This is a genomic window from Pseudomonadota bacterium (assembly GCA_027620075.1).
In the GTDB taxonomy this organism is placed as follows: domain Bacteria; phylum Pseudomonadota; class Alphaproteobacteria; order Rickettsiales; family UBA6187; genus 1-14-0-20-39-49.
The window spans coordinates 505,386-518,509 of the sequence record JAQCEY010000001.1; the positions used below are offsets into that span (position 1 = coordinate 505,386).

Genomic DNA, 13,124 nt, shown 5'->3' on the forward strand with positions numbered 1-13,124 from the left:
TATACTTTAGAATAACTAATAAAAATATAAAAGACATATTCGCCAAACAAAAAAAAGAGCTAGAAGCTCTTTTTTTTAAAGTTATTGGAAGTTATTTTTTCTTAGTCGTAAGTTACTTCAACATCATAACTTGGGCTATGTGTACCGGTTGCAACTGTTGAATCAACGGTAAGTGTTGAACCGATATTAAATATGTCCGTTCCGCCTGTTAATGTAGCACCTGTTAAAGACCCACCTGATAATGCTTGACCACCGAATGTTCCTGTAAAGCTACCTAGGCTTAACCCTGTAATAGCAGTTGTATCTGTAATGGTTATAGAAACCGTTTCTGTAGAAGCACCTGAAATATTTACGGTTCCTTCCGATCCTGTAGTGTCGATATAATCTGCCGTACCTGCTAATACGCCTGTATCGCTTACCACTGCTGTAACCGAACCTGATGTCGGCTGAACGATTTTACCGAAATCCATATCGTTGTTAGCAACCACTTGTAACGGAGCCACTATATCAACTGTTGCGGTGTTATTTACTGTAACTGCATTTGCTGCCGAATAAGAAAATACAACACCTGTTAAAACCGAACCTGCTAATAATTTTTTAATAGAACTTTTCATATCTGTAATCCCCCAAGAAAAAAATAACTAAATAATTTATGTATATTCTGTAAATTGTTTAATTCTAATACAACTGTACCATGTTTTTGACACACTGTCAACGAGCAAAATCACTTTTAACTACCTATAGTTTACCTTAGCACCGTCCGCACCAACTTTCAATAGCATAAATGACTATAAAACAAAATATTGAACCGTAAAAAAAATAAAATTATCCACTTTTTATCCACAGGCTTATCCGCAAGGATATGCACTATTTTAAGGCATATATGATATATATGTGTTTTATTTAGAAACATTACAAAGTGCTAAAAATGTAAAAAAATCAAAAAATTTGTACAAAAATTACATTTATGCCGCTTTTTTTCGTAAATTTAGCTGTTCAAGGCATCTATTTATCCATAAAGCAGATAATTTTTCATGGATTCCGTTTTGTGCAAGCCTTTGGTCAAGATGGTCAAAGCTTACACTATCGAGATCCTGATCCTGATTAAAACAGCTATAAACGTAATATTCCTTACCTGTATCGGGGTCTATATGCTTTTGTAGGCATTGGGCACATATCTCTTTCATCATACACTGCATCGGCGAGTTTATTGAGCCGATTGCCTTATGGTCGGGCTTTAGCATATCTTTTAGTACGGTATGCCTTGCTTTACCTACAGCTTCCATCATACGGTGCGAACCGATAGCTATTATACGGTCAACATCTTCAACTTTAATGCTGCATTTACCAAGCATTCCCGAGCCATAAGCCTCAATCGCCTTAACTATATTGCCGTGGAACGCCCTGTCCTGTTCACGCTCAGGAGTAAATGTAGCTTCATCACATGCCCATATAATAACATCTGATGCTTCTTCAATATCTTTTATCTTATATCTATCCTGTGCTTTTTTATATCCGGCAAAGTAAAGTACCCTAGAACCGTTTGCCTTTAGTGCCTTACCTATAGAAAATAACACCGCATTACCCAAACCGCCACCTACAAGCATGACGGTTTCACCAGCCGGTGTTTCGGTAGGCTCGCCCGTAGGTCCCATAAGCACTATAGGCTCATCTTTTTGCAGGTAATAGCATAAGTCTGACGAACCGCCCATTTCCAGCACTATAGTAGATAACAATCCTTCTTCCTTATCTACCCATGCACCCGTAAGTGCCAGACCTTCCATAGCCAGTTTTGTTTTATTATTATGGTTGTCGGTAACGGTAGCGGCATTGGTCTCATAATTTTGCAGACGGTAGAACTGCCCCGGATTAAACCCTCTTGCCGCAGCAGGGGCTTTTACCACTACTTCTACTATATTAGACGTTAAACGTTCAACCTTATATACTCTTGCCAAAAGCTCATTATTCATGTACTTGATGAATTTGTCGCTCTTATCAGAATTTGAACGGCTTGCTTTATTCAATATATTGGTGATTATAGGGCAGCCCTGCTTAGCTGCACCCATGGCTTTTACCACATTCCCCACATATGAAGGGTGCATATCACCAAAAAAGCTTACGAATTTATCATTATCGGTTTTACTTAATAGAACATGTATTTCTTCAGGCTTTGAAGAATCCCACTCCGGCTTTACCTGATTGCCGTTTTCGTCAATTGCTTTGAAATATTTTCCGTCCAACTCAAAATGCTCCGAATCCTCACGCTGCAATACGGTATTAGGGTTAGTTCCCGCTGCCATAAATATGCTCTTAGCCTGAATAAGCTCTTCACGAGCTTGCTTAGTCCCCTCTCCCTCAGGGTGAGGGCTACTTACACTAACCTTCAAAGCCTCCGCATGAGCATATTTATCAAGTTCCACAGATACAGGAGAAGCATTAGGCACAAACTCAATACCCTCTTCTAAAGCCAGTTCAACTTCCTCATGGTTCAAGCGATATGCAGGAGAATCATGTAAATTCTTGCGGTAAACAACCTTTACCCCTCCCCAACCTTTAATAAGCTTCACGATATTCGGCTTTCTGCCCTCTTCATGAGCAGCTTCTTTTTCTAAGCGTATAGCTTTTGCATGATTTATAAACTCGTCACCGATTTCTCTTTCTTCGAGATTCCAACGCTTTCTTACCTCATCTTCACCAAGCTCTTCAACTAACGCCTCATATCTACGTAAGAATTTTTCCACCTGAAAAGGGTAATAAGCAAGTGATTCGGTCGCCGTATCAACAGCCGTAAGACCACCGCCTATAACCGCTACCGGCAATCTTAGCTGTAAATTAGCTATAGTATCTTTTTTGGCAGCTCCCGATAACTGCAATGACATTAAAAAATCCGATGCGGTACGAACGCCTCTAGCCATAGCGTTAGGCATATCAATTACCGTAGGCTTGCCCGCACCCATGCAAAGGGCGATATGGTCAAACCCGTAACGCTTGAATGCATCATCATAAGTAATCGTACTACCGAAACGCACGCCTCCATACATGGCAAACGTACGCCTACGCTCTAATAACAATCTGATAACCTTCAGATAGTTCTTATTCCATCTAACTGTAATACCGTATTCGGCAACCCCCCCAAATCCGGCAAGAACACGCTCACCCAAATCCTCAAATATCTCTTTTATATCTTTAATAGGTTTGAAAGGAACTCGCATCCCTTTTTGGGTAACACCCGAAATATCTTCAGGCAGCGGTTCAATTTTCAAACCGTCTACCGCCACAACAGTATGTCCGTCATTTAATAAATGATGTGCCAGTGTAAATCCGGCAGGACCAAGCCCTGCAACCAACACCTTATATCCGGTATCCTCGGCAGGTAACGGTCTATCCAAATTCAAAGGATTCCACCTTGTAAATAGCGAGTAAATCTCAAATCCATAAGGTAAATCAAGCACGTCCTGCAAAACACGGGTTTCATTTCTCGGAATATTAACAGGGTCTTGTTTTTGATATATACAACCTTTCATGCAGTCATTACATATCCTATGCCCCGTACCTGCACACATAGGGTTATCAATCGTTACCACTGCCAACGCACCTATAGAAACACCTCTTGCTTTTAAGGTATTCATTTCGGAGATTTTTTCTTCTAGCGGACAGCCTGCCTGCTTTACATCAAGAGCTGTTTTTTTAACGCTACCGTCTTTTTCTCTTAAACCTTTAGAACATGAATCCTTGCCCTGATTATGGCAATATATACAGTAATTGGCATCATCTAATGCCTGTTTTAAGCTTATACCCTTATCGGTAAGAGCGAACCCGTCACGGTAATGGATAGACTCGTCAGGAAGTTTCTGAACGGTAATTCCATGCTTTTGTGTTGTTTCAACAGGAACAAGGTTAAAAAAATCAAGTTTATTAGGAACTTTGAATAACACACCTGATTTATGATATTTTTTACCATTGTCGGTATGCAACGCCCATGCGGCATATTTTGCTGCCATATCGATGTTTGCTTCATTTTTATCAGCATCTTCAAGCCAAGCATTTACCGTATCCGAATATAACTTCTCGGATAATGCTCCGCCCAGAGCCTTTTCTAAGTCTTTACGCAAAGCATCGCCATCAACATCTTGAACATCAACAGCTTTATATTTTTTAGCCACCTGCCTTTGTACAAACAGACGTTTGCACGTATAAATATTAGCCAGTTCATCATGTTCTTTAGCTAATGCCTTGGTTTCTTTTTGAATTTTAAAAAGACTAGCTGTAAAATCTTCTAAGTGGGGTGCTACATCAATCAGCAAATTTGAAACTTCCTTTTCTTCCATTTGCGACCTGTCAGCCCTCGCCGCAACAAAGCGGTTATGCACATCGGCATTAGCCTGTGCCAACTCACCGACAAAAGCCTTATCAAGCTTTACCAGACCGTCACGGCTATATAAATCTTCAAATGTTATTCCAAAGTTTAGTTTCATTGTTAGTTTCTCTTAAAAGTTACTTCTTATTCAGTTGTCATTCCTGCGAAGGCAGGAATCTATTATAATACTGAATTATATTTCACCCTGAATTTATTTAAGGGTCTTACTAATCTCAAATTAGATTCTAAAACAAGTTCAGAATGACATTGTCATTCCCGCCTTTGCGGGAATGACAATGGTATTAAGTGTAAGTGCTAAACAAAACTCACTAACACTTAACACTTAACACTTAACACTTAACACTCAACACCGACACTAGCAACCAACTATATCCCCTCGCCTTTTGCTTCTCCTTTTTCCTTACCAAGGTTACGAAGCGGGGCTACAAAATGGTGTTCTACATATTCTTCAAGCTGGTCAACCGAGCGGTCAACCGACTGAGTACCGTTATTTACGATAAGGTCGGCATTATCCGGCTCTTCGAATTTGTCGGAAACTCCGGTAAAGTGGGCTATTTTTCCTTCCCTTGCCTTCTTGTATAATCCTTTAGGGTCACGGCCTTCACAGGTTTTCAGGTCGGCATCGATAAAGATACTGTGGAAATTTTCAGGCAATGCGTTTCTGGCACGCCTTCTATCCTCGGAATAAGGAGAGATAAACGCAGTAATCACGATAACACCTGCTTTTGCAAATAATGCCGCAACTTCCGCCACACGGCGTAAGTTCTCGGAACGCCCTTCAGGTGTAAAATCAAGGTCGGCACATAATCCGTTACGGATATTATCGCCGTCTAATACATAAACCTGATAACCTTTAGCAAACAACCTGCGTTCAAGCTCAATTGCCAACGTAGTTTTACCCGCTCCCGACAATCCGCTGAACCACAACATACCGCCCAAGTGACCGTTATTTAACGCACGTGCATTCTGGCTGATTGAACCTGTAACTTCAAACAGATTCTTTGACTCAACCTTTTTAGCCGATACACGCTGGTCGGAAAAGCCCTCCATTGAGATAATACCGCCACCTGCAACATCATAGCCGTCCATAAGCATGAAACGCCCCATTTGCTGGTTTTGTTCAAACTCGTCCAAAGCCGCCAGCCCCCTGACCTGTAGAACAACTTCCGCAACGTCATTTCTTGCTACATTTAAAACTTCCGAGTGTGAAAGGTCATCGGTACTGATAACTTTTTCTACTTCCCTGACCTCAACCTTATATTCACTGGTGTTAATCTTCATTACGTATCGCTTGCCTACTTCCAGATCATTCCTGCCAAGCCAGAATAATTTAGCACGGAAAAGGTTGGTTAAAACAGGAGCGTCTTTAGTTAAACTGGCAATTTCGCCACGCTCTACGAATATCTGCTCCTCAAGCGTAACACCGACACATTGACCGGCACCGGCCTCTTTCCAAGGCTCATCAGCCCCCCAAAATTCAATTGAAGCTACTTTAGAAGTTTTGTTAGAAGGAGAAAATAACAACTTATCACCAACCTTTAAAGTTCCGGTTTCAACACGTCCGGCAAAAATACGTTTATGCTCGTCAAAACGGTAAACGTCCTGAATAGGGAAACGCAACGGTAAATCATGTAATTCAGGCTTACGCTTAAAGTTATCAAGAGCCTCTACAACCGTAGGGCCTTTATACCAAGGCATATCATCACTGCCTTTGGCTATGTTATCCCCTTCCCTTGCCGAGATAGGCACGATGTCGGTAGGCGTTACACCTATACTTTTCAAATACGCCCTGTATTCTTTTTCTATCTGTTGAAATTTCTTTTCAGAATACCCCACCAAATCCATTTTGTTAACGGCAACGGTAATTTGCCTTACACCAAGAAGATGTAATAAATAACCGTGACGCTTTGACTGCTCCTGTACGCCTTCATTAGCGTCAATAATAAGTAGAGCCGCCTCACTCATAGCAGCACCCGATATCATATTCTTCAGGAATTCTTTATGCCCCGGAGCATCAATTATCACGTAATTACGCTTTGCAGTCTTGAACCATATTTGCGACGTATCAATGGTTATCTCCTGATCACGCTCCGATTGCAAAGCGTCCATCAGGAACGACCACTCAAACTGCATACCCCGTCTTTTACACATTGTCTGAATCTGCTCGAACTTACCGTCAGGCAACGAATCGGTGTCATGGAACAAACGCCCGACCAAGGTTGATTTACCGTGGTCAACGTGACCGACGATAACTATTTTCATCTGTTCTTTTGAACTTGCATTATCCATAGCCGGAACCTCTTGTATTGCTTTCATTTTAACTCCTAGTGTTTATTGGTAGTGTTGAGTGCCGGTTTTAATCCTCACTCTTAAACTCACCTTATTTATTTTCAAACGTTACCTTTGAGTGTTTGTTGTTATAGCTAGCCTTATTAACTCTTTACAACATCACCCAACACTTTTTTACATATAACCGTCGGCACGCAGCTTTTCAAAGCTAGCCTCATCTTCATCAGCTCCCATAGGACGACCTGAACGCTCTGAAACCTTAGTAACTTTAAGCTCTGCGATTATCTCATCAATTGTAGTAGCACCGCTTTCTACCGGCCATGTGATACCACGCTCGCCAAGTGAACGGAAACGCATCATCTTACCGCCGAAATCACGCCCTTCGAATACGTTATATTCCTTAGCGTAATATAGAGGAACCATAGGTATATCCTCACGTTTGATATATTCCCACACATCAAGCTCCGTCCAGTGCAATAGCGGGTGGATACGCACATGAGTTCCCGGAGGAAAATCGGTAGTGTACTGATCCCAAAACTCAGGAGGCTGATCTTTCACGTCCCATTGGCTTTCAGCGTCACGAGGGCTAAAATAGCGCTCTTTAGCACGTGTACCTTCTTCGTCACGTCTGATTCCTGCAAACAGACCGTCAAACTTATGCTTTGCCATAACCTTCTTGATGCCGCCTGTTTTTCTGGCTCCAAGACGTGCCGCCTCAGGCAGTGTAGGGTCGGTAGTTTCAATTCCGGGGCAAATCTCACTGATAAGGTCGATTTTCCATTCTTTTACATATCTATCACGGTAATCATATACTTCCTGCATCTCAAGCTCGGTATCGCAGTGGATTAGAGGAAACGGTATATTCCCGAAAAACGCTTTACGGGCAAGATGTATCATCACCGTACTATCCTTACCGAAAGACCAGAACATACCTAATTTGTTAATTTTATTAAATGCCTCCCTGAATATATAGATGCTCTGTGCTTCCAACTTATCCAGATGACTCATTTGTTTTGCTGCTGACATTTTTACTCCTAGTGTTTAGTTGTTAATGATCAGAGTTCAGTGGTCGTAATTCGGTACTGAACTCTGACCACTAACAACTGATAACTTTTAATTAAATATTCCAATCAGGTCTTGCCGGCATACCCTCCAAATGTATTCCGCACTCAACCTTTTGCTCTCCTCCGGGCAATTGAGCCGTATGTGCCCATCTTCCCGCCCTTTCGTCCTCGCCTTCTTTAACAGGCTTGGTACATGGCGAACACCCTATTGATAAATATCCTTTTCTTACCAGCGGATGTTCGGGCAGTTTTCTTTTTTTAAACTCCTCCTTTACTTTTTCTCTTGTCCACATAGCAAGAGGATTTATCCTGAAACGTCCGTCCTCATGCCCTTCAATTGTTTCCATTTCTTCACGTTCTTTGGTCTGGTATCTTTTACGCCCCGTAATCAATGCCTTATAGCCACCTTCTTCCAAAGCACGTTGTAACGGCTCCACCTTCCTTACCCAACAACATCTGTTGGGGTTACTCTCCCATAAGTTTCCTTCCGGGTCGGTATTCTTTAATAAGTCCTCACGAGGCTTAAGCATCTGCACGTTAGTAAGCCCCAAAAAAGACTCAAGCTCTTTTACATATTCCAGCGTTTCATCAAAATGCTTGCCCGTTTCAAGGAACAATACCGGAGTATCCTTTTCAACCTCGGCAACCAGCGACAAAAGCAACGCCGACCCCGCACCAAAAGATGAAACCAGTGCAATACTATCTTTAAAATCCACGTCTATCATCATATGAAGCAATTCATTTGCTTCCATATGACCGTAAAATGTCCGTAATCTCCCTAATGAGATGCTCATTTATGTTTCCTCTTTCTTTCCGGCTAGTTCCTCGTAATCCAGCCAGCCCTTTTCACTTATATATTTATCGCTCATTTCATCAATTTCTTTTCTATTGAGACCTATATCGTCCCACTGAGCTCTTTTCAGGGCAATTTCCTCAACCTTATCCGTCCACCCTTTATGGAATATCTTACCTATTATATTTTTAATCCGCCGGGATAGAACATGACATCTTCCCGTTGTATTAACAGTAATGACCAAGTCACCCCTTCTTAATATACTCGGATAAAAAAAGTCACTAATATATTTATTATCCTCGGCATTTACCATTACCCCGACATTTTTAGCCATTTTGGCTATCTTAGTTGCCGTATTCATCGGAACGTCAACTATAACAACCGCCTGAAACTTCTTTAACTCTTCTTCATTGGGCATTCTGGTAGTCAGCCTGTCGCCTGCCGTATCCCAGAACTCCTTACCGAAATTATCGGCAAACGCCCTTACATACCTAACACCCGCCGCATCCATCTCCCTAAGGCGTTGCAGGGCAACTTCCCCACCTCCTACCAAAGCAATATTCATATTCGTCAAGTCAAGTATGATAGGGAACATGTTTTCCTCCATTACTAAAGTACCAAGTTTTAGCGTAAGTTAAAAAACCTTCTTAACACTCAACACTATCACTAACACCTAATCAAGCCGCCTTTGCCCATTTATATTTATCGCCTAAGTTGCTCTCTACCAGTTGTGCCAAACCTGCAATACCGGCTCTATCGGCATAGTCACCGAATCCTTCGCCTTCTTCTTTTTCCGCCTTATATTTAGCAAACAATATATCCAGAACGTCTTTAATATTTTCCTGAGGAACTCTATCCAATATCTTGGTATTAAGGCGAGTACCTTCAAAATCACCGCCGATAAACATTGCATAATGCCCCGGCATACGACCCACTATACCGATATCACCGACATATGGTCTTGAACAACCGTTAGGGCAACCTGCAATCCTTATGGCTATTTCTTCATCTAATATACCGTGCTTCTCCATAACCTGCTCAACCTCTTCCAAAACAGGTAGTTTTATCCTTTCAGCATCTGCCAGAGCCTTACCGCAGGTAGGCAGTGCCACACAAGCCAGCATATTCCTGTAAACCGAAGTAATATCTTCCACCAATTTGATACCGTGGCTTTTCAGGTCATCAATAATTTCCTGTTTATCGGTTTGTGCTATATCACATAATATAACATTCTGGTCGGCGGTTAGAACCAAATCCATACCGTATTTAGCAACTACTTCACGTAAGCCGGTACGTATTTTTTCTTCTCCCCTGTCAATAATACGACCGCTTGATACGGGAACTCCTAAATACCACTTGCCGTCGCCCTGTTCATGCCACCCCATATGATCGACAACCCTAAACTGCCCCATAGGTCTGGCATCTTGCATTTTCTCGCCATAAATCTCTTCAAGTTTGCTCCTAGTCCATTCTATGCCGTTTTCTTCCACCACATATTTCAGCCTTGCATGTTTTCTATTACTTCTATCGCCATAGTCCCTATGCAACTTAACCACCGCAGCCACACCGTCGAGCAACCTGTCAGGCTCAATAAAGGCTATAGGGGTAGCAAGCCTCGGATATGTTTCAGGCTTATTGTGAGTCATGCCCAAGCCACCGCCTAGCAAAAGGTTATATCCCAAAAGCTCCCCGCCTTCCCATATCTGAATAATAGCAAGGTCATGCGTTAAAGCGTCCATAGAATTATCTTCAGGCACTGAAACGGATATCTTGAACTTACGAGGCAGATAAACCTTGCCGTATAACGGCTCATAATCCTCGTTTGAAGGATTTCTTGCCATATTTTCACCATCTAACCATATTTCATGGTACGCACTTGTTTTTGGCAAAGTAAATTCAGATATGACATTTGCATCTTCTAACAGTTTCAAATGCAGCTTATCTTTTTTGGGTGCAGGGGAAGTCATAACATTACGCACCACATCACCACAGCCGCCCAAAGTAGTCAGCAAAAGCTCGTTTATGGCTGCTATGTGTTTTTTCATATTTTGTTTGATTATGCAGTGAAACTGGAATGTCTCACGGGTAGTGATACGCAAAGTGCCGTTTGCATATTTTTCACATATACTGTCAAGCCCAAGATATTGTTTAGCCGTTATCCTGCCTCCGGGAGCTTTCATACGCACCATGAACTCCCATTCTTTTTCCAGACCTGCTTTTTTGCGTTCGGTTGCCGTATCACGGTCAAAACCGAAATAGCTACCGTGGAATTTCAGCAATTCATACGCCTCGTCCGATACCGCCCCGCCTTCAGAGGACATTTCTTTATCAAGCCCGCCATGCAGATATATACTATCTGTTTTTATAGCCTCGACCTTAGAAAGCTTAACATCATCAGACATAATCACAACCTATATAATCCTTACAAAAACCTGTAACCGACAAACTATTTTCCGAGTCTAAAAAACATTAACAGACACCGAAAAAATATAGCCAATTTGAATTTACTTCTCGTGTCATCCTATGAAAAAAATTTAGTAAAATTTTTTATCATGGGATCCAATTTGAAAAGTTTAGGAAAACTTTTCAATATCTAAAAAGTTTCCTAACTTTTTAGAATATGGATTCCACTATAATTTGTTTTACTAAACAAATTCGTGGAATGACAATGATAATTAAATTTTCTATAGCCAATTACAAACTTGACCGCCTTATAACATGAACAAAATCAATACACAAGCAAATAATTACTCAAAAAAATTTGTAGAATATATAATTTTACAATTATTTTTTGTAATATGTGAGAGTGTGCCGAAAAATCGTATGATTTCATTAGACCGATACCCGTCATACTATGGCTTGACCATAGTGTCCGAGCTACTTATAGCATTATGGCTTTTAGCCCCTTTTTTTGCCTGAGCGACAGCTATGTTTTCTCTTGTGATTTTTGCATAAGGATGATTTTCACCAAGCTTTGCCACAATAATTGCCAATGCACTCTCATAATAACCGATCGCCTTGTCATACTCGCCCTTGTCACTAAATGCCAACCCAAGGTTATTCCACCTGATTGCAACATTCGGATGCCCGTCGCCATAGGTCTTTAAATCACTTGCAAGTGCCTTTTCATAATAACCGATCGCCTTGTCATATTCGCCCTTGTTACGAAATGCCTCCCCAAGGTTATTCCAACTGATTGCAACAGACGGATGCCCGTCGCCATAGGTCTTTAAATCACTCGCAAGTGCTTTTTCATAATAACCGATCGCCTCGTCATATTCGCCCTTGTTACCAAATGCCAACCCAAGGTTATTCCACCTGATTGCAACACTTGGATGCCCGTCGCCATAGGTCTTTAAATCACTTGCAAGTGCCTGTTCAAAATAACCGATCGCCTTGTCATACTCGCCCTTGTTACGAAATGCCAACCCAAGGTTATTCCAACTGATTGCAACACTTGGATGCCCATCGCCATAGGTCTTTAAATCACTCGCAAGTGCCTGTTCAAAATAACCGATCGCCTTGTCATACTCGCCCTTGTTACGAAATGCCACCCCAAGGTTATTCCAACTGATTGCAACAGAAGGATGCCCATCGCCATAGGTCTTTAAATCACTCGCAAGTGCTTTTTCATAATAACCGATCGCCTTGTCATACTCGCCCTTGTTATCAAATGCACTCCCAAGGTTATTCCACCTGATTGCGACATTCGGATGCCACTCGCCATAGGTCTTTAAATCACTCGCAAGTGCTTTTTCATAATAACCGATCGCCTTGTCATACTCGCCTAATTCATGAGCCATATAGCCGGCGTCATTTAAATAAAGCCCGTTTTTATTATCCAACCTTGCCGCGGTTTCATAAAATTCCAATGCCTGATGATATTTAAGTTTATCTTGTGCTATTTTAGCACGCTGAAAGTTAGCAAAAGCGGCACGCTCAACTGCCGCCTGTTCATTTTCACTAACCTGCTTAAACAAATCATCGGCTTTTGAGGTATCCCTGTTTAACAAGGCAGATTTTGCCTCCTCAATCAGCCCGACGGAAATGCCTCCGTCCTTTAACTGCTCAAGTGCTGCCACACGCTCTTTCAGGAACTCGATGTGTTCCTCATAGCTTTTTCTAATGCTGGCTTCATCAATAAGCTTACTATCTAAAACGCTGATTTTCTGTAGAAGTTCCTGCTTTTCCGCACCATGTGCTTTTTCCATTTCGGCTTTTATGCGTTCTCGTTCTCTTTGCAAATATTCGTGATGCTGCTCAAGAGTAATGCCTATTGTAACATTACTATTATCACCGACGTTAATGTTATTACCACCCGTTTGAACGTTACCACCATCACCGACATTCGCATTACCATTACCTATTTGAATATTAGCTGTATGTTTGACCTCCTCCTTGAATCCCATTATCAAAGTTAACACCGCAACCAAAGCCATAACTATAGTTGCATAAGAAGTGTATTTATTCCACATGATATTAATATCTCCCACAACCAAATCAAAAATTGCATCTTGTGCCACAATAACAAATCAATATCCGGAAAACAATCTGTATCGAACACCCCCATAAAAAAAACGATAAAATTAAAAAAGAATAT

Annotated in this window: 8 protein-coding genes; all 8 read right to left on the bottom strand. The window is 41.5% G+C overall.

Annotation, left to right across the window (positions count from 1 at the left end; translation table 11 throughout):
• Positions 1-101: 101 nt before the first annotated feature.
• Positions 102-614: a DUF4402 domain-containing protein gene (locus tag O2942_02645; protein MDA0781148.1), complete on the bottom strand. Its 513-nt coding sequence runs from the start codon at positions 612-614 to the stop codon at positions 102-104.
• 351 nt (positions 615-965) lie between these two features.
• Positions 966-4,475 carry an FAD-dependent oxidoreductase gene (locus O2942_02650; protein ID MDA0781149.1) on the bottom strand — a complete coding sequence of 1,170 codons (3,510 nt, stop codon included), beginning with the start codon at positions 4,473-4,475 and terminating at the stop codon, positions 966-968.
• Between the two features lie 269 nt (positions 4,476-4,744).
• Entirely contained in the window at positions 4,745-6,694 is a 1,950-nt protein-coding gene (gene cysC / locus O2942_02655; GenBank protein MDA0781150.1) for an adenylyl-sulfate kinase, read from the bottom strand.
• A gap of 147 nt (positions 6,695-6,841) precedes the next feature.
• Complete coding sequence (locus tag O2942_02660) at positions 6,842-7,693, bottom strand: sulfate adenylyltransferase subunit 2 (GenBank protein MDA0781151.1); 852 nt, start codon at positions 7,691-7,693, stop codon at positions 6,842-6,844.
• A 91-nt stretch (positions 7,694-7,784) separates the two neighbouring features.
• The gene (locus O2942_02665) at positions 7,785-8,525 is read right to left on the bottom strand and encodes a phosphoadenylyl-sulfate reductase (GenBank protein ID MDA0781152.1); all 741 of its coding nucleotides are present in this window, start codon (positions 8,523-8,525) and stop codon (positions 7,785-7,787) included.
• On the bottom strand, positions 8,526-9,131 hold the full coding sequence (locus tag O2942_02670; GenBank protein MDA0781153.1) for a siroheme synthase: 606 nt from the start codon (positions 9,129-9,131) through the stop codon (positions 8,526-8,528).
• A 70-nt stretch (positions 9,132-9,201) separates the two neighbouring features.
• Entirely contained in the window at positions 9,202-10,926 is a 1,725-nt protein-coding gene (locus O2942_02675; protein ID MDA0781154.1) for an NADPH-dependent assimilatory sulfite reductase hemoprotein subunit, read from the bottom strand.
• Between the two features lie 450 nt (positions 10,927-11,376).
• Positions 11,377-13,047, bottom strand: a complete 1,671-nt coding sequence (locus O2942_02680) for a tetratricopeptide repeat protein (protein ID MDA0781155.1) — start codon at positions 13,045-13,047, stop codon at positions 11,377-11,379.
• Between the last annotated feature and the right edge of the window lie 77 nt (positions 13,048-13,124).

Bases quoted from the DNA above. Each gene is read 5' to 3' on its own strand.
- O2942_02645 (MDA0781148.1), bottom strand. From the start codon at position 614: ATGAAAAGTTCTATTAAAAAATTATTAGCAGGTTCGGTTTTAACAGGT.
- O2942_02650 (MDA0781149.1), bottom strand. From the start codon at position 4,475: ATGAAACTAAACTTTGGAATAACATTTGAAGATTTATATAGCCGTGAC.
- cysC (MDA0781150.1), bottom strand. From the start codon at position 6,694: ATGAAAGCAATACAAGAGGTTCCGGCTATGGATAATGCAAGTTCAAAA.
- O2942_02660 (MDA0781151.1), bottom strand. From the start codon at position 7,693: ATGTCAGCAGCAAAACAAATGAGTCATCTGGATAAGTTGGAAGCACAG.
- O2942_02665 (MDA0781152.1), bottom strand. From the start codon at position 8,525: ATGAGCATCTCATTAGGGAGATTACGGACATTTTACGGTCATATGGAA.
- O2942_02670 (MDA0781153.1), bottom strand. From the start codon at position 9,131: ATGGAGGAAAACATGTTCCCTATCATACTTGACTTGACGAATATGAAT.
- O2942_02675 (MDA0781154.1), bottom strand. From the start codon at position 10,926: ATGTCTGATGATGTTAAGCTTTCTAAGGTCGAGGCTATAAAAACAGAT.